At 59.5% G+C, this 24519-nt stretch carries 19 protein-coding genes and 2 tRNA genes; 16 read left to right on the top strand and 5 right to left on the bottom strand.

Translation table 11 applies throughout. The features are described 5' to 3' along the window. Positions 1-30 precede the first annotated feature (30 nt). The 16 genes from PSEST_RS05405 to PSEST_RS05330 all read left to right on the top strand — a co-directional run bounded on the left by PSEST_RS05405 (position 31) and on the right by PSEST_RS05330 (position 18834). Positions 31-1758 carry a tetratricopeptide repeat protein gene (locus PSEST_RS05405; protein ID WP_015275997.1) on the top strand — a complete coding sequence of 576 codons (1728 nt, stop codon included), beginning with the start codon at positions 31-33 and terminating at the stop codon, positions 1756-1758. A 3-nt stretch (positions 1759-1761) separates the two neighbouring features. After that, positions 1762-2382 carry a lipoprotein insertase outer membrane protein LolB gene (lolB, locus tag PSEST_RS05400; protein ID WP_015275996.1) on the top strand — a complete coding sequence of 207 codons (621 nt, stop codon included), beginning with the start codon at positions 1762-1764 and terminating at the stop codon, positions 2380-2382. Next, positions 2383-3243: a 4-(cytidine 5'-diphospho)-2-C-methyl-D-erythritol kinase gene (gene ispE / locus PSEST_RS05395; RefSeq protein ID WP_015275995.1), complete on the top strand. Its 861-nt coding sequence runs from the start codon at positions 2383-2385 to the stop codon at positions 3241-3243. Positions 3244-3262: 19 nt separating this feature from the next. Then, positions 3263-3337 (top strand) — tRNA-Gln (locus tag PSEST_RS05390). 58 nt (positions 3338-3395) lie between these two features. Further along, a tRNA-Lys gene (locus PSEST_RS05385) sits at positions 3396-3471 on the top strand. A 78-nt stretch (positions 3472-3549) separates the two neighbouring features. Next, a complete protein-coding gene (locus PSEST_RS05380) occupies positions 3550-4491 on the top strand; it encodes a ribose-phosphate pyrophosphokinase (protein ID WP_003294564.1) in 942 nt (313 codons plus the stop codon). Positions 4492-4610: 119 nt separating this feature from the next. Next, positions 4611-5228, top strand: coding sequence for a 50S ribosomal protein L25/general stress protein Ctc (locus PSEST_RS05375; protein ID WP_015275994.1), 618 nt, complete (start codon positions 4611-4613; stop codon positions 5226-5228). Between the two features lie 33 nt (positions 5229-5261). After that, positions 5262-5846, top strand: coding sequence for an aminoacyl-tRNA hydrolase (gene pth, locus PSEST_RS05370; protein ID WP_015275993.1), 585 nt, complete (start codon positions 5262-5264; stop codon positions 5844-5846). A 25-nt stretch (positions 5847-5871) separates the two neighbouring features. After that, a complete protein-coding gene (gene ychF / locus PSEST_RS05365; RefSeq protein ID WP_015275992.1) occupies positions 5872-6972 on the top strand; it encodes a redox-regulated ATPase YchF in 1101 nt (366 codons plus the stop codon). Between the two features lie 194 nt (positions 6973-7166). Beyond that, on the top strand, positions 7167-8378 hold the full coding sequence (locus PSEST_RS05360) for a tyrosine-type recombinase/integrase (RefSeq protein ID WP_015275991.1): 1212 nt from the start codon (positions 7167-7169) through the stop codon (positions 8376-8378). Positions 8379-8636: 258 nt separating this feature from the next. Further along, on the top strand, positions 8637-9698 hold the full coding sequence (locus tag PSEST_RS05355; RefSeq protein ID WP_015275990.1) for a Fic family protein: 1062 nt from the start codon (positions 8637-8639) through the stop codon (positions 9696-9698). Positions 9699-9780: 82 nt separating this feature from the next. Beyond that, positions 9781-12579 carry a DEAD/DEAH box helicase family protein gene (locus tag PSEST_RS05350; protein ID WP_015275989.1) on the top strand — a complete coding sequence of 933 codons (2799 nt, stop codon included), beginning with the start codon at positions 9781-9783 and terminating at the stop codon, positions 12577-12579. Positions 12580-12594: 15 nt separating this feature from the next. Continuing rightward, positions 12595-14259, top strand: coding sequence for a type I restriction-modification system subunit M (locus tag PSEST_RS05345; protein ID WP_015275988.1), 1665 nt, complete (start codon positions 12595-12597; stop codon positions 14257-14259). Positions 14260-14264: 5 nt separating this feature from the next. Then, the gene (locus PSEST_RS05340; protein WP_015275987.1) at positions 14265-15923 is read left to right on the top strand and encodes a restriction endonuclease subunit S; all 1659 of its coding nucleotides are present in this window, start codon (positions 14265-14267) and stop codon (positions 15921-15923) included. Further along, positions 15920-17752, top strand: coding sequence for a restriction system-associated AAA family ATPase (locus tag PSEST_RS05335; protein ID WP_015275986.1), 1833 nt, complete (start codon positions 15920-15922; stop codon positions 17750-17752). The genes PSEST_RS05340 and PSEST_RS05335 overlap by 4 nt, the downstream gene beginning before the upstream one ends. Positions 17753-17757: 5 nt before the next feature. Next, positions 17758-18834, top strand: a complete 1077-nt coding sequence (locus PSEST_RS05330; protein WP_015275985.1) for an HNH endonuclease — start codon at positions 17758-17760, stop codon at positions 18832-18834. Positions 18835-18889: 55 nt separating this feature from the next. Here the strand turns inward: PSEST_RS05330 and PSEST_RS05325 are convergent, their stop codons facing one another. From PSEST_RS05325 to PSEST_RS05300, 5 genes are all read right to left on the bottom strand, one after another. Then, on the bottom strand, positions 18890-19753 hold the full coding sequence (locus PSEST_RS05325; protein ID WP_015275984.1) for an integrase domain-containing protein: 864 nt from the start codon (positions 19751-19753) through the stop codon (positions 18890-18892). Positions 19754-21018: 1265 nt separating this feature from the next. Beyond that, positions 21019-21216 carry a hypothetical protein gene (locus tag PSEST_RS05315; RefSeq protein WP_015275983.1) on the bottom strand — a complete coding sequence of 66 codons (198 nt, stop codon included), beginning with the start codon at positions 21214-21216 and terminating at the stop codon, positions 21019-21021. 105 nt (positions 21217-21321) lie between these two features. Beyond that, on the bottom strand, positions 21322-22329 hold the full coding sequence (locus tag PSEST_RS05310; RefSeq protein WP_015275982.1) for a branched-chain amino acid ABC transporter permease: 1008 nt from the start codon (positions 22327-22329) through the stop codon (positions 21322-21324). A 2-nt stretch (positions 22330-22331) separates the two neighbouring features. Continuing rightward, complete coding sequence (locus PSEST_RS05305) at positions 22332-23219, bottom strand: branched-chain amino acid ABC transporter permease (protein WP_015275981.1); 888 nt, start codon at positions 23217-23219, stop codon at positions 22332-22334. Between the two features lie 69 nt (positions 23220-23288). Further along, entirely contained in the window at positions 23289-24506 is a 1218-nt protein-coding gene (locus tag PSEST_RS05300) for an ABC transporter substrate-binding protein (RefSeq protein WP_015275980.1), read from the bottom strand. Positions 24507-24519 lie beyond the last annotated feature (13 nt).

The following is a 24519-nucleotide window of genomic DNA, read 5'->3' as shown; positions in this document are numbered from 1 at the left end:
CGCGACCGCATACAGCCGTACATTTCCCCTATGAAAAGACTCGCCGCACTTGCCGCCCTGCTGTTCATTGGCGGCTGCCAGACCTTCACGCAGCAAGCACCCGAAAGCAGCCCGCCGGTCGAGGACGCTGCGCCGGAGAGCTCCGCCAGCGACGCGGCAGAGTATGGCTCGTTCAGCCGCCAGTCCCTCTATGCGCTGCTGGTCGCAGAGCTGGCCGGCCAGCGCAATCGCTTCGATATCGCCCTGGGCAACTACGTCCAGCAGGCGCATGCGACCCAGGACGCCGGCGTCGCCGAGCGCGGTTTCCGCATTGCCGAATACCTCGGCGCGGAACAGGCTGCGCTGGACACGGCGATGATCTGGGCTCGCAACGCCCCACAAAGCCTCGATGCCCAGCGCGCCGCTGCCGTGCAGCTGGCCCGCGCCGGTCGCTACGAGGAATCCATGGAATTCATGGAAAAGGTTCTGCAGGGACAGGGCGATACGCACTTCGATTTCCTCGCGCTTTCGGCATCGGAAACCGATCCCGACACCCGCGCCGGCCTTCTGCAAAGCTTTGACAAACTGCTGCTCAAGCACCCGGACAACCCTCAGCTGACATTCGGCAAAGCCGTTCTGCTACAGCAGGACGACCGCAGCGATGAGGCACTGAGCCTGCTGCAGAAGCAGCCGGCCAAGCAGCGTCAGATTCCCTCGATCCTTCTCGAAGCCCGCTTATTGCACAGCTTGCAGCGCAGCGATGAGGCATTGCCGCTGCTCGAGAAAAGCCTGCGCCAGCATCCTGAAGACAAACGCCTGCGCCTGACCTATGCACGCCTGCTGGTCGAGCAGGAGCGCTTGGAAGACGCCATGGGCGAATTCGCCACACTGGTACAGCAGTATCCGGCCGATGACGACCTGCGCTTTTCCATGGCGCTGGTCTGCATGGAGGCCGAAGCCTGGCGTGAGGCCACCGCCTACCTGGAAGAATTGATCGAGCGCGGCAGCCATGTCGACGCGGCGTATTTCAATCTAGGCCGCGCCTACCAGGCCATGGGGCGAAACGCCAAGGCCCTGGATGCGCTGGCCCAGGTCGGCCCCGGCAATGAATACCTGCCGGCGAAGCTGCTGCAGAGCCAGCTGCTCTACTCCGCCAAGCGCGACCAGGAAGCCTCTGCAGTCCTCGCCGACGCGCGCCAGCGGCAGCCCGACTATGCCATTCAGCTGTATTTGATCGAGATCGAAGCACTCTCGGAACACAATCGCCTCGAGCAGGCGTGGAAACTGGCCGAGCAGGCACTCGAAGACTTCCCCGACGACCTCAACCTGCTCTATACCCGTGCCATGCTCGCGGAAAAGCGCGGCGATCTGGCCCAGCTGGAACGAGACCTGCGCTTCATCATCGAGCGTGAGCCGGACAATGCCATGGCCCTCAACGCACTCGGCTACACCCTGGCCGATCGTACCAATCGCCATGACGAGGCCTTGCAGCTGATCGAGCAGGCCTACCAGCTCAACCCCGACGACCCGGCAATCCTCGACAGCCTCGGCTGGGTCAACTTCCGCCTGGGCAACCTGACCGAGGCAGAGGCTCTACTGCGCAAGGCTCTGCAGCGCTTCCCCGACCACGAGGTAGCGGCACACCTGGGTGAAGTGCTGTGGACCATGGGTGAACGCAGCGAGGCCCGCGCGGTCTGGGCCAAGGCACTCAAACTACAACCCGACAGCGAGATCTTGCGCGAAACGCTCAAGCGGCTGACCGGATCGGAGAAGCCCTGACTCATGTCCTTGCTGAAAAAACTCGTCGCCCCCTGCCTGGCCCTGCTACTCGCCGGCTGCGCCGGCATGGGCCCGCAGGAATCGGTCGAAGGCCCCGGCAACGCCGCCGCCTGGAAAGAACACCGCAGCCAACTCGAGACGCTCGACGGTTGGCAGATCAGCGGCAAGATCGGCATTCGCGCCCCCCAGGAATCCGGCAGCGGCACGCTGTTCTGGCTGCAACGCCAGGACTATTTCGACATTCGCCTGTCCGGCCCTCTAGGCCGCGGCGCCACGCGGCTCACCGGCAGGCCGGATGCCGTATCGCTGGAAGTGGCCGGCCAGGGTCGCTTCGAAGCGGAGTCCCCGGAAGCGCTGGTCGAAGCGCAGCTCGGCTGGCAGCTGCCGGTGTCCCACCTGCTCTGGTGGGTGCGCGGACTGCCGGCACCGGACAGCCGCAGCCGTCTGAGCCTGGATAGCGAGAGCCGCCTGGCCCGCCTAGAGCAGGACGGCTGGCAGGTCGAATACCTGGCCTATGCCGAACACAACGGCTTCGTCCTGCCCGAACGCATCCGCCTGCAAGGCCGCGACCTGCAGATCACCCTGGTGGTCAAGGACTGGCAGCCGAGACGGCTGGGGCGCTGAATGCAGACACTCACCCTGCCGGCACCGGCCAAGCTCAATCTGATGCTGCACATCACCGGCCGCCGCGCCGATGGCTATCACGAGTTGCAGACGCTGTTCCAGTTTCTCGACCATGGTGACGAACTCAGCTTCCGCCTGCGTGAAGACGGCGAAATCCGTCTGCATACCGAGCTCCCCGGCGTCGATCACGACAGCAACCTGATCGTCCGTGCGGCGCGCCTGCTGCAGCGCACCAGCAACTGCTCGCTCGGCGCAGACATCACCCTGCTCAAACGCCTGCCCATGGGTGGCGGTATCGGCGGCGGCAGCTCCGACGCAGCGACCACCCTGCTCGGTCTCGACTACCTGTGGAATCTGCACCTCGGCGAAGAGCGACTCGCCGAACTGGGGCTCAGCCTGGGCGCCGATGTACCGGTGTTCGTCCGCGGCCGCGCGGCGTTTGCGGAGGGGGTTGGCGAGCGCCTGCAACCGGTCGATTTACCCGAGCCATGGTTCCTCGTAATCGCGCCGCAAGTCTCTGTTAGTACAGCGGAAATATTTGCCGACCCAGAGTTGACACGTAATACCCCGGCCATTACAGTTCGCAGCCTTCTTGCAGGGGGCGGTCATAATGACTGTCAGCCGGTCGTCGAGAAGCGTTATCCAGAAGTTCGTAACGCTTTGAGCTTGTTGAACAAATTCGTTCCCGCAAGCATGACTGGCACTGGAGCTTGTGTGTTTGGGAGCTTCCCAAACGAAGGCGAGGCTGATAAAGTCCGCCGCCAACTTCCAGACACTTTGCCAAGTTTCGTGGCCCGCGGTCGTAACGTTTCGATGTTGCACCGATGCCTTGAAAAACTGGCGCAGGAAGTAAGTGCGTAGCACACAGGTTGTACGATACAGGGGCGTCGCCAAGCGGTAAGGCACCAGGTTTTGATCCTGGCATGCGTTGGTTCGAATCCAGCCGCCCCTGCCATAACCTCCCAAGGTTCGTATGATCGAAAGCGCACTGGATACGTAGAAGTTGACCCTACAGGGGCGTCGCCAAGCGGTAAGGCACCAGGTTTTTGATCCTGGCATGCGTTGGTTCGAATCCAGCCGCCCCTGCCATACACTTGAAGCTGTTCAAGAGCTTGCCTTTTGAACAGCTTTTTATTCATCGGACCCACCCTCAGGCAGGTACTGCGCGTGTCCAAGATGATGGTCTTCACGGGGAACGCCAACCCCGACCTGGCCCGGCGTGTCGTACGTCAGCTGCATATCCCCCTCGGTGATGCCTACGTCGGAAAGTTCTCCGACGGCGAAATCAGTGTCGAGATCAACGAGAACGTTCGTGGTAAGGACGTCTTTCTGATCCAACCGACCTGTGCTCCGACCAACGACAACCTGATGGAACTGGTGGTACTGGCCGATGCCTTCCGCCGCTCCTCGGCGTCGCGAATCACCGCCGTGATCCCCTACTTCGGTTATGCCCGCCAGGATCGTCGCCCACGCTCTGCTCGTGTGCCGATCAGCGCCAAGGTCGTGGCCGACATGCTCGACGTCGTGGGCGTCAACCGTGTTCTGACCGTCGACCTGCACGCAGACCAGATCCAGGGCTTCTTCGATATGCCGGTAGACAACATCTACGGCTCGCCAGTACTGGTCGACGACATCCAGGCTCAGCGCTTCGAGAACCTGATGATCGTTTCCCCGGACATCGGTGGCGTGGTCCGTGCCCGTGCCGTGGCCAAGTCCCTCGGTGTGGATCTGGCAATCATCGACAAGCGTCGGCCGAAGGCCAACCAGTCCGAAGTGATGCACATCATCGGTGATATCGAAGGCCGTACCTGCATCCTCGTCGATGACATGGTCGATACCGCCGGCACCCTGTGCCATGCAGCCAAGGCACTGAAGGATCATGGCGCTGCCAAGGTCTACGCCTACTGCACACACCCGATCCTGTCCGGCCGCGCCATCGAGAATATCGAAGGTTCGGTGCTCGACGAGCTGGTGGTGACCAACACCATTCCGCTGTCGGCAGCCGCACAGTCGTGCACCCGAATTCGCCAACTGGACATCGCGCCAGTGGTGGCTGAAGCAGTTCGCCGCATCAGCAATGCCGAATCGATCAGCGCGATGTTCCGCTAAGCGAAAGCTAAGCAAATCGCACTGAACGTAATGTGCCCCGCCTCGCGCGGGGCTTTTTGCCCAACAGCCCGAGCGCTGGTCGCAAGCGCGACAGGTAATGTTGCTACTGGAGAATCACCATGAACGATTTCACTCTGAATGCCCAAGTGCGTTCCGACCTGGGGAAAGGTGCGAGCCGCCGCCTGCGTCGTAACGCCGCCCTGGTTCCGGCCGTCATCTACGGTGGCGACAAGGCCCCGCAGTCCATCAGCATCCTGGCCAAGGACTTCGCCAAGCTGCTGGAGAACGAGGCTTCCTTCAGCCACGTTCTGAACCTGAACGTCGATGGCCAGAACGAATCCGTTCTGATCAAGGCGCTGCAGCGTCACCCGGCCAAGAGCTTCGTGCTGCACGCTGACTTCGTTCGCGTCGTTGCCGGCCACAAGCTGACCGCTACCGTTCCCCTGCACTTCATCAACCAGGAATCTTCGGTTGGCGTGAAGAAGCAAGGCGGCGAGATCCTGCACAACCTGAACGAAGTCGAAGTTTCCTGCCTGCCGCAAGACCTGCCGGAATTCATCGAAGTCGACATGATCAACGTCGAAGTCGGCCAGGTTCTGCACATGACCGACATCAAACTGCCGAAAGGCGTTGAGCTGGTCGCCCTGGCCCACGGCAGCGACCTGCCGGTTGCCAACGTTCACGCTCCGCGCGTGAGCAAGGAAGACGCTCCGAAAGAAGAAGGCGCTGCCGAGTAATCCACTCGCATAGCCAAAGAAGAGGCCCCCGTCGTGACTGCCGTAAAACTGATCGTCGGCCTGGGAAATCCAGGCCCTGAATACGACCAGACCCGGCATAACGCGGGGGCTCTTTTCGTTGAGCGCCTGGCTGCCCGTGAAGGCGTCGCGCTCAGCAATGATCGCAAGTATTTCGGCCTGGTCGGCAAGTTCAGCCATCAGGGCGAAGATATCCGCCTGCTCATCCCCACTACCTACATGAACCGCAGCGGTCAGGCAGTGGCGGCATTGGCCGGCTTTTTCCGAATTCCCCCCGAGTCCATCCTGGTCGCCCATGATGAACTCGACATGCCCCCCGGCGTCGCCAAGCTCAAGCAGGGCGGCGGTCATGGCGGGCACAACGGGCTGCGCGACATCATCGCCAAGCTCGGCAATCAAAACAGCTTTCATCGCCTGCGCCTGGGTATCGGCCATCCGGGTCACGCTAGCCTGGTCAGCGGTTATGTGCTGGGGCGTGCGCCGCAAGCCGAGCGCGAAAAGCTCGACGCCAGCATCGACTTCGCGTTGGATGTTGTGCCGGAAATCCTGACCGGCGACTGGACTCGCGCCATGCAGCGCCTGCACAGCCAGAAGGCCTGAAACCTAACTCCGAGGCAAGATCACCATGGGATTCAACTGCGGCATCGTCGGTCTGCCCAACGTCGGCAAGTCCACCCTGTTCAACGCCCTGACCAAATCCGGCATCGCGGCGGAGAACTTCCCGTTCTGCACCATCGAGCCGAACAGCGGCATCGTGCCGATGCCCGATCCGCGTCTCGACGCGCTGGCGGCGATCGTCAAGCCGGAGCGGGTGATCCCAACCACCATGGAGTTCGTCGACATCGCCGGCCTGGTGGCAGGCGCCTCGAAGGGTGAAGGCCTGGGCAACAAGTTTCTCGCCAACATCCGCGAGACTGACGCCCTCGCCCACGTGGTGCGCTGCTTCGAAGACGAAAATGTCATCCACGTCGCCAACAGCGTCGACCCCAAGCGCGACATCGAGATCATCGACCTCGAACTGATCATGGCCGACCTCGACAGCTGCGAGAAGCAGCTGCAGCGCGTCGCCCGTACCGCCAAGGGCGGCGACAAGGAAGCGGTTGCGCAGAAAGGTCTGCTGGAAAAGCTGATCCCGCACCTCACCGAAGGCAAGCCGGCACGCAGCCTGCTGAAGAACTTCAGTGACGAGGAAAAGCGTCTGACCAAGACCTTCCACCTGCTGACCACCAAGCCGGTAATGTACATCGCCAACGTCGCCGAAGATGGCTTCGAGAACAACCCGCACCTGGACGTGGTCAACGCCATTGCCGAGGAAGAAGGCGCCATCGTCGTGCCGGTCTGCAACAAGATTGAAGCCGAGATCGCCGAACTGGACGATCTGGAAGAGATGCAGATGTTCCTCGAGACCATGGGCATGGACGAGCCGGGCCTGAACCGTGTGATCCGCGCCGGTTACGAGCTGCTCAATCTGCAGACCTACTTCACCGCCGGGGTGAAGGAAGTCCGCGCCTGGACCGTGCGCATCGGCGCCACCGCCCCGCAGGCGGCCGCGGTGATCCACACCGATTTCGAGAAAGGCTTCATCCGCGCCGAAGTCATCGCCTATGACGACTTCATCCAGTACAAGGGCGAAGCCGGCGCCAAGGAAGCCGGCAAATGGCGCCTGGAAGGCAAGGAATACATCGTCAAGGACGGCGACGTGATGCACTTCCGCTTCAACGTCTGACGATTTTTTCTGATCTCGGGAGCGTTCAGTAGCGCTCAGTGGACTGAGCAGGCCTTTTGAAATCAAGGGCTTGCCAAACAATACGGTCTACTGAGCGTTCCTATTGCTCGTCGAGGCCTGAAAAAATCGGGGGTAGCGTTGGGGGTACTCGTGTTCAACCGTGGGGGTACTTTTCCCCGCAGTGGAGTCCAACGATGCCCGAGAATCTACTCACTGACGCCAAGGTCAAGTCAGTCAAACCTGCTGATCGAGACTGGAAACTTTCAGACGGCGGGGGCTTGTTCCTGCTGGTCAAGCCCGCCGGCGGCAAGCTCTGGCGGTGGAAGTACCGCCTGCAAGGCAAGGAAAACCTCTTTGCCATCGGCAGCTTTCCGCAAGTAAGCCTTGCAGAGGCGCGTACTGCCCGTGAGAAAGCGCGCGCCCTGGTCAAGCAAGGTATCCACCCCGCCCATGAGCGGCAGCAGGTAAAGCAGCGCAATCTTGAGGCGCTGGCAGAACGCAAGCGCGCCCAGGAAAGCTCGTTTGCCAAGGTTGCGCAAGCCTACCTGGCCGAGATCAAGCCTGTCTTCGCGCACAGCTCCTATCGCACGAAAGAGTCCCGCATCAGGAAGTATCTGTCTCCCAAGTTCGACGGAATGCCGATGAGCGACATTGGTGTCAAGCAGATCCGCCCACTGCTGGAAGAGTGCAAAGCTCATGGCGCATGGGCGGCCATTCACGTCAAAGGCGATCTTTCGGCCATCTTCGAGTTTGCGGTCGTGCGTGGCCTGGTTGAGGCCAACCCGATCCCGAGCCTGCGCGGACTGCTACGCGTGCCTGCCAGCGAAAGCAAGGCGGCGATGACGCGCGAGCAGATCCAGAAGTTTTATCAGGCATTGCGCGGCTACAGGGGCTATCCGGAAACCGCGCTGTGCCTGCGGTTGATTGCGCTGACCGCTTGCCGTCCCGGGGAAGCTGCCGATGCCGAATGGGAAGAGTTCGATTTTGAGGATGCCGTGTGGCGTCGGCCTGCAGCCAAGATGAAGGCGCGGCGAGAGCATGTCAGCCCACTGTCTGCGCAGGCTATTGCTGTACTGAAAGACTTGCAGCGCATCACCGGGGGCGGACGCTACTTGTTCCCGCACCGGAGCGGCAAAGGCTTCACCACGCCCAACCGGCTTACGTACGCCATGCGCGATATGAACCTGGGCCGGGGAACGACGCCGCATTGCTGGCGAACGACCTTCTCGACCTGGGCCAACGAAAACGGATTCCGGCCTGATGCGATTGAGCGGCAACTTGCTCATGTGGAAAGCAACAAGGTTCGGGCGACCTACAACAAGGCGCTGCTGCTGGATCAGAGAAGGTCGCTGCTACAGGCTTGGGCGGGCTACCTGAGTGCGGCAGAGCACAGCGACACCGAATAATTCTGTTCGCCTTTGCAGAGGACTGGAGGCTATAAACAGGGCAATCCAATGATTAAAAAGGGTAATTTAGGCCGCTAATGCCCCTTTATAGGCCGTGATTCACGTGGTCGCACCCTGCCAGACAGGGCGACCTCCCTCTCCGAGGCCCACGGCAGTGAAAACAGGGTAATCAAACGACTTTAATGAGGCATTTTAAAAGACAATACCCCATTTAACGACTATGATTGCCCCATTTAGGCAGCCTGAGCTTACATTTCCATGCACTCGCTTACTCCCGAGTACCTCACCGCGCTTCGCTTCGATGGTACCCAGGCCGCCACACTGCGCGCATTGGGCGAGTATCAGGGCAAGCAACAACTCTACGCCGCCCAGTCTCCGGAAGCCCTCAAGGGCCTGCGCCAGATCGCGGTGGTCGAATCCACCGAATCATCCAACCGATTGGAAGGTGTTGTCGTCGCGCCCTCGCGACTGAAGTCCCTGGTCATCCGCAATGCAGCACCGAAGAGTCGCTCCGAACAGGAGATCGCCGGCTACCGCGACGCCCTAGCGTTGATCCACGAATCGGCCGCGCACATGCCCTTCAACGAAGGCGTGGTGCTGCAATTGCACACCATGCTGTATCGCTACATGCCACAGGCCGGCGGACGCTGGAAAGCCACCAACAACGACATCATCGAACGCCATCCGGACGGCACGTCACGGCTGCGCTTCCAGCCGGTCGCCGCGCATCTGACGCCGATGGCCATGGCCGATATGACCCGGCACTACGCCACCGCACTGGACCAACATCTGGCCGATCCGCTGGTGCTGGTACCCCTGGCGATGCTCGACTTCCTATGCATCCACCCCTTCCCCGACGGCAACGGTCGCATGTCGCGTTTGCTAACCCTATTGCTGCTCTACCACTTCGACTATGCCGTGGGCCGCTACATCAGCCTGGAGCGCATCTTCGAGGAAACCAAGGAAGGCTATTACGAGACGCTGGAAGCCAGTTCGCAAGGCTGGCATCAAGGGCAGCACGACGTCAAACCCTGGCTTGACTACTTCTGGGGGGCCTTGCTGCGGGCCTATCGCGAGTTCGAGGAGCGTGTCGGCACCATCGAGCGTGGCCGCGGCAGCAAAGGCGACCGGGTGCGCGCGGAAGCCCTGGGGCGCACCCTGCCGTTTTCCATCTCCGAGATTGAAGAAGCTTGCCCGGGCGTGAGTCGGGACATGGTGCGGCTGGTGTTGCGGGCGATGAAATCAGAGGGGTTGATCGAATCGACCGGCAAAGGGCGTGGAGCAAAGTGGCGCCGCACCAATCAATTGGGTGAGAAATGAGTACTCAAAAGAACGTCTTTAGCCACGGCAACCGCGACAATTACACCTGCGGCAACAGGTCCGCCCAGGGAGGATGCTAGACATGTCTAAATCCGAGGCACAGACACGAGCCGACTTGATCGACCAGCAGCTCGCCCTATCAGGCTGGAACGTCAAAGACCCGACTCAGGTCGTCGAAGAATTCGACATCCTCACTGCGCTGCCAGAGGGTGTGGCCGAACCAGGCACGCCTTACCAAGGCCATCAGTTCAGCGATTACGTCCTGCTCGGCAAAGATGGGAAGCCACTGGCCGTGATCGAGGCCAAAAAGACCCTTCGAGATGCCGCGCTTGGTCGTGAGCAAGCCAAGCAATACTGCTACAACATCCAGAAGCAACTCGGCAGCGAATTGCCATTCTGCTTCTACACCAACGGCTTTGAGACTTATTTCTGGGATCTGGGAAATGCGCCGCCCCGCAAGGTCATCGGCTTCCCCACACGCGATGATCTGGAGCGTTTTGCCTACATTCGTCGCAATCGCAAACCGTTGACGCAGGAGTTCATCAACACCTCAATCGCCGGGCGCGATTACCAGATCCGCGCCATTCGCTCGGTGCTCGAAGGCATCGAGCAGAAAAAACGCGACTTCCTGCTGGTGATGGCCACCGGCACGGGAAAAACCCGTACCTGCATTGCCATGGTCGATGCGTTGATGCGCGCAGGCCATGCCGAGAGGGTGTTATTCCTCGTTGACCGCATCGCCCTGCGCGAGCAAGCCTTGGCCACGTTCAAGGAGCACCTGCCCAACGAACCGCGCTGGCCCAATGTGGGCGAAAAGCTCATCGCCAAAGACCGCCGAATCTATGTGGCCACTTACCCGACGATGCTCAACATTGTCCGGGACGATGTCCAGCACCTGTCGCCGCACTTCTTCGATTTCATCGTCGTCGATGAGAGCCACCGCTCCATCTACAACACCTACGGCGAAATCCTCGATTACTTCAAAACCATCACCCTCGGTCTGACGGCGACGCCGACCGACATCATCGACCACAACACCTTCCAACTCTTCCACTGCGAAGACGGTTTGCCTACCTTCGCCTATACCTTCGAAGAGGCCGTCAATCGCGTGCCGCCCTATCTCTGCAACTTCCAGGTCATGAAAATCCAGACCCGGTTCCAGATGGAAGGCATCAGCAAGCGCACCATTTCACTGGAAGACCAGAAAAAGCTCATCCTGCAGGGCAAGGACATAGAAGAGATCAACTTCGAAGGCACCCAGCTTGAAAAGCAGGTCATCAACAAGGGCACCAACACCCTGATCGTCAGGGAGTTCATGGAGGAGTGCATCAAGGACGGCAACGGCGTGCTGCCCGGCAAGACGATCTTCTTCTGCTCCTCCAAGGCCCATGCCCGCCGCATCGAGGAAATCTTCGACAAGCTTTATCCGCAATACCATGGTGAACTGGCCAAGGTGCTGGTCTCGGATGACCCCCGAGTCTACGGCAAGGGCGGCCTGCTCGATCAGTTCACCAACAACGACATGCCACGCATTGCCATCAGCGTGGATATGCTCGATACCGGCATCGACGTGCGAGAAATCGTCAATCTGGTCTTTGCCAAACCGGTGTATTCCTACACCAAGTTCTGGCAGATGATCGGTCGCGGCACCCGCCTGCTGGAAGCCAGCAAGCCCAAGCCTTGGTGTACCGAGAAAGACGTTTTCCTGATTCTCGATTGCTGGGACAACTTCGAATACTTCAAGCTGCAACCCAAGGGCAAGGAACTCAAACCCCAGCTACCGCTACCCGTGCGCTTGGTGGGCCTGCGCCTCGACAAGATCGACAAGGCCATTGCCATCAACCAAATCGATATTACTGAGCGCGAGGTGGCCAAACTGCGCCAGCAGATCGCCGCGCTGCCCAAAGACTCCGTGGTGATCAAGGATGCTGCCGTCGCACTGGCCCGGTTGGACGAAGAGAACTTCTGGATCAACCTCACTCCCCAGAAGCTGGAATTTCTGCGTGCCGAAATCAAGCCGTTGTTTCGTACCGTGTCGGAAGCCGACTTCAAGGCCATGCGTTTCGAGCGCGACGTGCTCGAATACTCGTTGGCCGTACTCAATGACGACAAAGAACAGGCCGACACGATCAAAGAGGGCATCGTCGAGCAGATCGGCGAATTGCCGCTCTCGGTCAGCTTCGTCAAGCAAGAAGAAGCCTTGATCCGCGCCGCACAAGCCAGCCATTACTGGGCCACGGCCAACGAAGATGCCTTCGATGAGTTGGTGGCCAAGCTCGGCCCGCTGATGAAATTCCGCGAGCAGATGGCCAGCCCGGGTCCGGTGCATCTGGATCTCACCGACATACTGCACAACAAGGAACGGGTTGAGTTCGGCCCCCAGCACGAAGCGGTCAGCATCACCCGCTACCGCGAAATGGTGGAAAACCTGATCGCCGAACTCACCGCGCACAACCCGGTGCTGCAGAAGATCAAGAACGGCGAGCCAGTGAGCAGCGAAGAGGCCAACGCACTGGCCGAACTGCTGCACGAAGAACACCCGCACATCACCGAAGACCTGCTGCGCCAGGTCTACAAAAACCGCAAGGCGCGCTTCATCCAGTTCATCCGCCACATCCTCGGAATCGAAGTCCTGCAGAGCTTCCCGGACGAAGTCAGCGCTGCGTTCGACCAGTTCATTCGCTCCCACACCACGCTCAGCAGCCGGCAGATGGAATTCCTCAATCTGCTGAAGGGCTTCATCATCGAGCGCGAAAAAGTGGAGAAGAAAGACCTGATCAACGCCCCCTTCACGGTCATCCATCCGCAAGGCATCCGTGGCGTGTTCAGTCCACTTGAAATCAACGAAATCCTGCAGCTGACCGAACGGTTGGCTGCCTAAATAGCAGAGCACACCATGCTTCAAAACAATCCCGAACTCAAAAGCAAGATCGACCAGCTCTGGAACAAATTCTGGAGTGGTGGCATCAGCAACCCGCTCACCGCCATCGAGCAGATCACCTACCTGCTGTTCATGAAACGGCTGGATGAGCTGGACCAGAAACGCCAGGCCGATGCCGAGTGGACCGGCGAGAACTACATCTCCAAATTCACGGGCACGTGGATTCCGCCCGAGGAACGCAACTGGCCAGCATCGGAACAGCGCCCCATCGAAAAGCGCAGCCTACGCTGGAGCGAATTCAAGCGCATGCAGGCTGAAGACATGCTGCAGCACGTGCAGGGCAAGGTGTTCCCTTTTCTCAAGGACCTGAACGGCGCCGAGTCCAACTTCACCCACCACATGAAGAACGCGGTCTTCATCATCCCCAAGCCCGCCCTGCTGGTGGAGGCGGTGAAGACCATCGACGAAATCTTCGAGGTGATGGAGAAGGACTCACGGGAAAACGGCCAGGCCTTTCAGGACATCCAGGGAGATGTCTATGAAATGCTGCTGGCCGAGATCGCCACCGCTGGCAAGAATGGTCAGTTCCGTACCCCGCGCCACATCATCAAGCTGATGGCCGAACTGGTGCAGCCACAGCTAGGCCACAAGATCGCTGACCCGGCTTGCGGCACCGGCGGCTTCCTGCTGGGAGCCTACCAGTACATCGTCACCCAGTTGGCCATCAAGGCAGGGGCCAAGAACCTTGCGCCCGATGAAGACGGCTTTGTCCGCACCTCGGTCGCTGCCGCACTGACCGAAAAGGCTCAGGCCATCCTGCAGGAAAGCCTGTACGGCTACGACATAGACGCCACCATGGTGCGCTTGGGTCTGATGAACCTGATGATGCACGGCATTGACGAGCCGCACATCGACTATCAGGACACCCTGAGCAAGAGCTACGACGAGGAAGCCGAATACGACATCGTGCTCGCCAACCCGCCCTTTACCGGCAGCATCGACAAGGGTGACATCAATGAGAACCTGCAGCTCTCTACCACCAAGACTGAATTGCTGTTTGTCGAGAACATCTATCGCCTGCTCAAGAAGGGTGGCACCGCCTGCGTGATCGTGCCGCAGGGCGTGTTGTTCGGCTCTGGCGGGGCATTCAGGACGCTGCGTCAACTGCTGGTGGAGCGCTGCGACCTCAAGGCCGTCATCACCCTGCCCAGCGGGGTGTTCAAACCCTATGCTGGGGTCAGCACCGCCATTCTGCTGTTCACCAAGGTCTGGGGAATTAAGGACAAGGTTGCCAAACCTGCCACGGAGCATGTCTGGTTCTACGAGATGGCCGCCGACGGCTACACGCTGGATGACAAGCGCACCAAACAGGCAGGCTCTGGTGACCTGCAAGACATCATTGCCAAATACCACGCCCGTGATGCGGCGACCGACACCGACCGTACTGTCAAGTGCTTTATGGTGCCACGCACCGAGATCGCCGACGAGAAAAACAACTATGACCTATCGCTGTCGCGCTACAAACAGGATGTGTTCGAGGACGTGCCGTACGACGCGCCGGGTGTGATTCTGGATCGGTTGATTCAGGCAGAAGTTGGTGATGTAAATGAGGCTGAACTGGACAAGGTGCAGAGCGGAATCGTCCGTGAACTATTGGAGCTGAAGGGGATGGTGGAATGATCCCAATGAAACCAACTCCATTGAGACAACTGGCGATTGTGTCAGCAGGGCAAGCAGCGCCAAAGAGTGACGAATTTTCCGACTACGGAACACCATTTGTCCGAGCAGGTAGCCTGGATAGACTGCTGTCAGGTGAACCCGAGTCCGGCCTTGAACTCGTCAGCGAAGAAACAGCCAGGCGACGGAAGCTGAAGACCTATCCGAGAGGAACCGTTCTTTTTGCAAAGAGTGGCATGTCCGCCACCAAAGATCGCGTCTACGTCCTTCAAAACCCTGCTCATGTCGTTAGCCATCTGGCGACGCTGATTCCCAAGAGCGACACTCAAACAGACTATCTCCGTTTGGCTTTGAAGCACTTTCCACCTTCATCGCTGATCAAAGATCTTGCTTACCCAGCCATTGGTCTGGGTGATATCGAGAGTTTTGAGATTCCAGTTCCCCATAGCCTTGATGACCAAATCCGCATTGCCCATCTGCTCGGCAAAGTGGAAGGGCTGATTGACCAGCGCAAACAACACCTGCAACAACTCGATGATCTGCTCAAGAGCGTGTTTCTGGAGATGTTTGGCGATCCGGTGCGAAATGAGAAGGGGTGGGGCAAGAAGCAGTTTTCAGAACTGCTCGACGACATTGAAAGTGGGAAAAGCCCCAAGTGTGAGGCTAGAGAGGCCGTTGCAGACGAATGGGGGGTGCTTAAGCTAGGCGCTGTAACGCGCTGCAGATTTGATGAGAACGAAAACAAAGCATTGCCACAGAATGTTCTTCCATCAGTGCGCGACGAGGTCAAAGCAGGAGATTTGCTGTTCAGCAGGAAAAATACCTATGACCTGGTGGCGGCATGTGCCTATGTATTTAAAGCTCGGCCAAAGCTCCTAATGCCTGACCTGATCTTCCGCTTTGTTTTTAAGAAGAACGCGGAGATAAATCCAATTTTCATATGGAAGCTCCTCATTTGTGATTCGCAGCGGAAGAGAATCCAGTCGTTGGCCGCGGGGGCTGCTGGTTCTATGCCGAACATTTCGAAGGCGAACCTTAAGACAGTCCTCCTACCAATTCCACCGTGGCCGTTACAAAATCAATTCGCCACCATTGTCGAAAAAGTCGAAGGCATTAAATCTCTCTACCAACAAAGCCTCACTGATCTGGAAGCCCTCTACGGCGCACTAAGTCAGCAGGCTTTCAAGGGAGAATTGGATCTGTCGCGCGTGCTTCTCCCCGCTCAGTCTATCGCTCCCGTTGCTATTGGAGATCAAGCCACCGTGCCCGAACCTGTTGTGCAAACCGTGACTACGATTCATTTGCCCGATACCGGAAACCTGCCGGCTGCGTTGGAAGATTCCGAGGCGCGTAAAGCATTGATCGCAGAATGGCTGGAAGCCTATTGCCAACAACTGGGAGATGCACCATTTTCGGTGCAAGATTTTATGGTGGCGGTGAGTGATCGACTCACAGAATGGCTGCAGACTGTGGTGGAAGACGAAGGTATCACTGATGAGCAGAAGAACCGTTTAGCCGAGTTCTACCCGAGCAATAATGTTGGGCTTGACGTAAACGACTATGAAGACATCAAAAAGTTGGTGTTCGAGGCGCTGGCGGCTGGCGCCCTGACGCAGGGGGGCAATAAAGTCGGCAACCGCATCGAACTCAAGGCTGTTCAGTCATGAAACTGCTCCGCCTCAAGATCACTGACCCGGCAGGCTTTCGTAGCCTGCCCTGTGGTTTCGAGCATCACTTCCGCAACGAATGGAGCTTGCAGGAAGAACTGGCCCAGCCCGAAGGTTTTGCGCCTTTCGTGTGTGCTGGCCCCAACGGCAGCGGTAAGTCCAACTTGCTCGAAGCGTTGGCAGCGATCTTCTTTCAGCTGGAGGTGCAGCGGGTACGCCGCAATTTCTTGCCCGACATCTTTCAGTACGACCCTGATGACAATCCGGATGGCATACAAGAGCACGAAGGCTATCCCAACGCCTATGAACTGGAATACCTGATCAAGTTGCCGAAGGAATACCGGTCTTCCGGTAGTCCGGAGTTCGCCCACGTGGTCGTAATCAAGGAGAGGGACAAGTCGCCGTGGCTGCGCTGGGAGAACAACGAAGCGTTCCCTGTCGAGGGCTTTGCTTTCAGCCGATTGAGCGACGAAGAGCGTGACTTGTTATTGCCGCAATACGTGCTGGGCTACTCCTCCGGCGAGAATGAGATTCTCAGCCTGCCGTTCTTCAAGATGCGTTTCATCCAGTTCGATGAGTACTGGAATGCTCTGGCCCGACAGCTCCCTTATCCCGGCCGTCCCGAAACGCGGCTAGCCTATCTGGACAGTGGCTTCAGCCAAGCTATTCTGTTGTGCAATCTTCTGCTCCAGGATGAAGCCACTCTCCAGCCCTTCCGCGAGGATGTGGGCATAGAGGCGCTGCGCGAGTTCCGCATTGTCCTGCGCCGCAGCATCCCGACCACAAGCCAGCAAATTGCTGCCTTTACTTCGGGTGAGTACGCCTTGCCCACCGAAACGCAGGATGGTCGTTTTACAGATACCAATGTGGTTTATCTTGATCCAGAGACCGGAGATTACCGAGTCAATCTGCTTCAAGGACTAGAGGCTAATGGCGATGAGCGTACTGAACGCACGGCCATTGTCGAAAAGCTCAAGCGCTGTGCCACGTTGCATTTCTACGATGAGGCTTCCGACACGCTGATCCTGGATTACCGGATCAATGAAGCGACCAAGCAAGCCTTCCGTGCCAATTTCGATGATCCGGCAGGCCCTGCACTCGCTTTGTTCCAGGCCTTGCAGGTTCTGCTGACGCTCAACTTGTATAGCGTCAGCGACACCATCAAGACCGACCTGTACCGCTCCACCAGCCACTACGTCAGTGAGACGGTACCGACGCTGGCCTCCGACCAGCGCATTATGCGCTTCAAGAATTTTTACTTCACAAAGCAGGGCTTAGAAAAGCCGATGCTGCTCAAGGAGCTGTCGGACGGCGAGTACCAGATGCTGCACAGCCTTGGGCTATGCCTGCTGTTTCGCAAGACCAACAGCCTGTTCCTCCTTGATGAGCCAGAAACCCACTTCAACCCGCACTGGCGCGCCAGCTTCATTACCCGCCTGCGTCAATGCTTGCCCGATGTGGAGGATGCGGGACAAGAAATGCTGGTCACCACCCACACGCCCTTCCTGATCTCCGACAGCAAGCCGGAGAAGGTGTTGGTGTTCGCCAAGGATAAAGCCAGCGGCAAGGTCAGCATCAGCAAGCCGAACTACAACACGCTGGGTGCCTCGATCAACAAGATCACCATGAACACCTTCGGCAAGCGCGAAACCATCGGCGGTCACGCTCAGGCCTTGTTGGAGGCGTTGCGCGCACGCTTTGAACAGGGTACCGAAGACAAAGAGTCGTTGATCACGGAGATTCACCACCAGCTCGGCGACTCGGTAGAGAAAGTGCTGCTGATCAAGGCCATTCTTGACGGCGATCAGCCAAAAAATGGGGAGGCATAGGGCTGATGTTGTTTCCGTACACCTACGTGCCACACCAGATGGAGAAGATGCAGGCGTTCATCGACTTCATCTTTCATGAGGTCTGGTGCAAAGCGCCGGCAAGCGGCGATTACGGCCTGGATTTATTTCTTGCGAACCCTGAACTGCATGAAGTGATGACTGCATTTCACTATGACGACAGCAATGGCGCGGAGTTTTTCTCTGGCCATGTGGAACGCATCTACGGCTTCTTCTCGGTTCTATCCGACGCGCAGATCAGACAGTTTCAGCAGTGGTATCAAGGCAATAACGACCTGGAGAAAGTGTGTGCCAATGATCCGGCAACACAACTCGCCCGTTACGGCGACATCGCTGTCAATCACAAAGACCTTGCCGTCCAGCTCGGCACGTTTTTCAAGGGCCTGTATTCGCAATCGCTTCTGAACCTCGTCGCATTGCGCGGCAAGATCGGTGACATTGACGACCACTATCAAATGTTCGTGCAGGCCAATAAGGCTGGGAAATGCCCGTTTTGTGGTGTCAACGATCTCCTGGGCGAGTACCACAACAAGCGCGAAGCCTACGACCATTACTTGCCCAAGGCGTTGTACCCGTTCAACTCCATCAACTTCCGCAACCTTGTCCCGGCTTGTCACCACTGCAACAGCAGCTACAAGACCAGCAAGGATCCCGCCTACACACCCAAAGACCCCGCCAGAGCAGTTCAACGTCGTGCTGTTTTCTACCCTTACAAACCAGCAGCGCAGTCCATCGAGCTACAGATCACTTTGCAGCATTCAGACATCGCCAAGCTGGCCCCGGCTGATATCACCCTACACTTTGGCCCAGCCGCTGTTGCCGAAGAAATCGAAACGTGGAAGGACGTTTACGGCATTGAAGAACGCTACAAAGCCAAGCTCTGCACAGAAAGCGATGGCAAGGCCTGGCTAACGCAGGTATTGGATGAGTGGAAGGAGCTGGGTCGAGATCCGCAAGATTTTCTGCAGACCTTGACGTTCAATACGAAAAAACGCCCATTCACTGACTGCAATTTTCTCAAAAAGCCTTTTCTCGATGCTTGTCATCAGATCGGTGTTCTTTGATGGATCTTAGGCAGATGACAAGTCGGTTGCGGATCTTTGGAGGCTTGGGCTTGAATCAGCTTCCCAGATAGATCGCTGTCACTTTCATCCTCTCATGCCCAAGTTCACGACTGATCTGCTGTCGTGCTTGTTGGTCAGCCAGGCGTTGCGATAGGTCGAGTTGAGCCGTGCCAGGCCCGCCTGCTGCCGGTGACTTCCACCCCGTCAGTGTTTCATATCGCATTTGTGCATACCGATGCCGCAGCCCATGCATATTGCTCAGGCCCGCCGCCTTGCACTGACCATCGTAGATGTGCCGTTGCTGGATGTAGGTCTTGTTTGCCGGGATCAATGACCCTGTCCCCGCCAGACGGTGCGCAGCCTGGAGTACGTCGCGTTGCCCTGTCGTGGTGATGGGCACAGTTCGCTCCCGGCCGCCCTTCGTCCACGATCCCTTGAGGGCGATGTGGTCACCCCGATCCGCATAACTGGGCTGGAACTTGATCGCTTCCTCCCGACGCAATCCGAAGGCGGCCTGTAGCTGAAGGCTCATGCGTACGTGCGCGTCGCTGACCTGTTCAAAACCTGTGCCCAGCTCCTGGGCCTTGCTGATGTTGGTCACGTAGCGGCGCTCGGCCACGCCAAGCTGCATGTTGTCCGCCGGCAAGATGCCAGACTTGCCGATTTTCTCGGCCCACCAGCGCAGGTGAGAGAGCCGATTCTTGATGGTGCCCGACGACAAACCTTCGCCTTGCCAGCGATCTAGCAACGCCTGGACGTGCTTGCCCTTGAGCGACGAAGCCTTCATCTGTCGGAAACCGGCCTCGCGTAGTTGCCGCGCAGCCAGCGCGAGAGAACGCATCCGGTCGGCCTGTGTGTTGTAGCTACCGTCACGGTTGCGCTGGCAGAGCTGCCGCAGGGTATAGGTCAAGTCGTCCATTTGCGGCCTCCCAGTAAAGTGCCGTACTGCGTTGTCCTGAAATTCAGTGGTTAGTGTTGGTGCCAACTCGCCAAGGCGAGATCCCGTGAGGGCAAGGGCATGGTGTTCAGGAGACACCAGAGCCTCGAATGAGGCGTCCGTCTTGCTCCCTGCTGGAAGCCCGGACGGAGGTACTACAAGACGAAAGTGATGCGAACGTGGACGAGTCCTCCTATGAAGTGAGTGGGATGAGAAATGCAGCGGGAGCCCGGTGCGTTGCGCACAGGTAATTGCCGCAAAGGACGGTGCGCCAGGCGGCGCGGTAGGGATGAGTTCAAACAGACGAAGAAGGCTCCGCCCTGGGTAGGGCCGGTATGCGGTCGGAGCCTGGGCATACCTGGGGTGGTTCCGCCCTGACGGGCCAGCGCTTGCAGGAACCTACGCTGTTGGGGTTGCCGATGTACGAAGCCCATCGGTCTTGGCAACTGCCCGGTCAGTGTAGGACGGCCATCATCATGTATGCCGCACGCAATAGGATCTGGCTTTCGCCCGTATTGTTGGCGGCGTCGGCGGGGCCGTCACTGCGGCGCGCAGTGACGGCCCATCTCGTGGCATCCGAGCAGTGCAATGGATAAGGGCGCTGCGGCAGACGCGTACATATCCCCTGCCTATGGCACTGACGCGGCCTTCGGCCTTGTCGGCTACCTGTGCAGAGGCGGCATGGTAGCCATGCCACTCCTGCACAGGCAGCTTGCGTGCAAGGCTGATCCAGCGGCATCTGGAGAAGCGGCTCGGCATTGGGGCCGATTCGCGCGTAGTGGGGGTCAATGGCGGGCGCGCAAGCCGCAGCGGAGCGCAGCCGCAGGCGAGCACCGAACGGGTGAGCACCCGGCGCAGCGCACCATTGACGCCCATGCAGCGCAGCAGACTTTCGGCAGGGTGCAGGGATGCTCTACCCCCTGCACCCTTGCCCTTCGGCGAGAACGGAGTTCCAAGAGGCAGCGCCTCTTGGTCAAGGCCGCAGGCCGCGAAGACAGAGCGTGCTAGGCTGGCATCGTCATCCGGGCTGATCTATGATCCCGATGGCCCCTTGGGGTACAACTGGGGGTACTTCCAACGATTCCCGCAAAGGCCGTGACATGATTTCCCTGCGAAACCTAGTGCTCCCGGGCCTTTGCCGACCGATCAACGTTTAAACGTGTGATTAACGTCTAGTCCGTCAGGCACTCGGCTGAAGGCCCCGACTCGTCGGGGCCTTTTCGTTTCCGGCAGGCAAAGTTCTGGAGCTACAGCGGTCCCGGATCGGGGATCGGCTCTGGTGGTGGAGCGACTTTTTCCAGCTGCTCGAGCACCTCTTCCGGCAGCTCATCCGGGCCGTCCAGTTCGGTGTCGCTCTCGGCATCGTCCAGATCGTTGAGCGGCGATTCGTCGGCTCGCCACGGCCAGACGGGCTGCGAGGGTTGCTGCGATTCGATGCCAGGCATGACGGTGTCCTCTCGAGGGGTCTGCAGGTTAGGCACGCATCTAACCGCCGGGTTCGAAAGGCAAGGCACCGCCCGGCGCAATCCGGGCGGTGCCGCATCGAGCCGCTACTTGAAGTTGCGCTTAACCAGCCGTTCCAGCCAGCCGACGATGCCGGAGCGGAACAGCAGCACGCAGAGCACGAAGATCACCCCGAGAATGACGTGCACCCACTCCCCAAGTGGTCCGTTGGACAGCGAACTCTGCAGCGTCACCACCACGGTGGCGCCGACCAGCGGCCCGAGGATGGTGCCGACGCCGCCAAGCAGGGTCATCAGGATGACCTCGCCGGACATGTGCCAGTGCGCGTCGGTCAGCGAGGCCAGCTGAAACACCACGGTCTTGGTCGCGCCAGCCAGGCCGGCAAGCGCCGCGGAGATGACGAACGCCAGCAGCTTGTGCCGATCGACGTTGTAGCCGAGCGACACCGCACGCGGCTCGTTCTCGCGGATGGCCTTGAGCACCTGGCCGTACGGCGAATGGATGGTGCGCTGGATGATGGCGAAGCCAAGGACGAACACCGCCAGCACGAAGTAGTACATGGCCATGTTGTTCTTCATGTCGACAAGGCCGAACAGATGTCCACGCGGGACGCCCTGCAGACCGTTTTCGCCGCCGGTGAACGGCGCCTGGACGAAGACGAAGAACACCAACTGCGCCAGCGCCAGGGTGATCATGGCGAAGTAGATGCCCTGCCTGCGAATCGCCAGCATGCCGAACAGCCCCCCTAGCACCGTCGAGGCCAGGGTGCCGGCAAGGATGCCCAGCTCGGTGCTGAGCCCGCTATAGCTGCTCAGCATGTAGCCGGTGATGTAGCCGCCGGTGGCGAAGAACGCGGCATGGCCGAAGGACAGCAGCCCCGCGTAGCCCAGCAGCAGGTTGAAGGCGCAGGCGAACAGCGCGAAGCACAGCAGCTTCATCAGGAACACCGGATACACCGCCAGCGGCGCCAACAGAGCGATCACCAGCAGCACCGCATAGAAGACCTTCTGCCGCCGCGCGGCTGCATGCCTGCGCTCGCGTACCACGCTGGCATGCCGCAGCGCTGCGGCCTGCACGTTTGCTGGATTCGTCATGCTCATGCCTCCTTACCAAAGAGTCCCGCAGGACGAATCAGCAGCACCGCCACCATGACCAGGAACACCACGGTGTTGGCCGCTTCCGGATAGAACACCTTGGTCAGGCCCTCGATCAGGCCCATGGCGATACCGGTAACGATGGCGCCGAGGATCGACCCCATGCCGCCAATCACCACCACGGCGAACACCACGATCAGCAGATTCGAGCCCATGCCCGGTGTCACCGCGTAGATCGGCGCCGCCAGCACGCCGGCGAACGCCGCCAGCGCCACGCCATAGCCATAGGTCAGGGTCACCAGCAGCGGTACGTTGATGCCGAAGCCCTGCATCAGTTTCGGGTTCTCGGTGCCGGCGCGCAGGTAGGAACCCAGCCGGGTGCGTTCGATGACGTACCAGGTCGCCAGGCACACCACCAGCGCGGCGACGATTACCCAGGCGCGGTAGGTCGGCAGGAACATGAAGCCAAGATTGAAGCCGCCGCGCAGCAGCTCCGGCATCGGATAGGACGAGCCGGACACGCCGAACAGCTTGACGAAGCTGCCCTCGACGATCAGCGCCAGGCCGAAGGTCAGCAGCAATCCGTAAAGGTGGTCTTCACCGGCGATGCGCCGCAGCAGCCCGCGCTCGATGGCCATGCCCAGACAGCCCACTACCAACGGCGCCAGCACCAGTGCGAACCAGTAGCTCACACCCAGGTAGTTCAGCCCGAGGAAGGCCACGAAAGCGCCGAGCATGTACTGGGCGCCATGGGCGAAGTTGATGATGCGCAGCAGGCCGAAGATGATCGCCAGGCCCAGGCTCAGCAGCGCGTAGAACGCGCCGTTGATCAGGCCGAGCAGCAGCTGCCCGAGCAGCACGCTCAGGGGTACGCCGAATACGAGAGTCATGGTTCACCACCCAAAGGAAGTCCGTGGCACCCGGCCGTTACCGACCGGGTGATAGCGCGGCCTAGTCGGTCAGTCCTTGGCGACCAGCTTGGTGCATTGGGTTTCGGCGATCGGCCGGTAGGCCTGCTCGCCTGGAATGGTGCTGACCACCTTGTACAAGTCCCACTCGCCAGTCGATTCGGCCGGCGTCTTGACCTGCACCAGATACATGTCGTGGACCATGCGGCCGTCCTCACGGATGCGACCGTCCTTGGCGAACATGTCGTTGATCGGGGTCTTGGCCATCTGCGCACGTACCGCGACCGTCTCGTCGGTGCCGGCGGCTTTCACCGCGTTCAGATAATGGGTGGTGGCCGAATAGATGCCGGCGTGCACCATGCCCGGCATGCGCTTGGTGCGCTCGTAGTAGCGCTTGGCCCAGGCACGGGTGTCATCGTTCATGTCCCAGTACCAGCCGGTAGTCAGCATCAGGCCCTGGGTCACATCCAGGCCCATGGCATGGATGTCGTTGAGGAACACCACCATCCCGGCGAGCTTCTGCCCGGACTGGGTAACGCCGAATTCGCTGGCAGTCTTCAGCGAGTTGACCGTATCGGCGCCGGCGTTGGCCAGGGCGATCACCTCGGCACCGGAGCCTTGCGCTTGCAACATGTACGAGGAGAAATCATTGCTCGGGAACGGATGGCGAACCTTGCCGACGACACTCCCGCCATCACCTTCCACCACCTTGGTGATGTCGGCTTCCATGGCGTGGCCGAAGGCATAGTCGGCGGTGAGGATGTACCAGCTCTTGCCTCCATCGGCGAGCACTGCCTTGGCCGTGCCATTGGCCAGCGCGTAGGTGTCGTAGGTCCAGTGGATGTGGTTCGGCGAGCAGAACTCATTGGTGATGCTGGAAGCCGCGGCACCGGAGATCAGCGCCAGCTTGCCGCCCTGCTCCACCACCTTGCTCGCCGCCAGTACCACGGAGCTGGCGACCATGCCGGTCACCATGTCGACGTTACGCTCGTCGATCCACTGGCGCACAGTGTTGGCGCCGACGTCAGGCTTGTTCAGGTCGTCGGCATGGAAGACGACGATCTTTTTGCCATCGACCTTGCCGCCGAAATCCTCCACCGCCATCTTCAGCGCCTCCAGGCCGCCCGGGCCGGACAGGTCGCGATAGGTGCCGGACATATCGGCCAGGTAGCCGATACGGATCTCGTCGTTGCTGATCTCGGCCTGGGCGGCCGAGGCGATCAGGGAAGAAGCCAGGATGGCGCTCGCACTCTTGCGGAAAAAGCTCATGTATTCACCACTC

This window comes from Stutzerimonas stutzeri RCH2 (assembly GCF_000327065.1).
Lineage (GTDB): Bacteria > Pseudomonadota > Gammaproteobacteria > Pseudomonadales > Pseudomonadaceae > Stutzerimonas > Stutzerimonas stutzeri_AE.
This window is presented reverse-complemented; position numbering and strand designations above follow the sequence as displayed.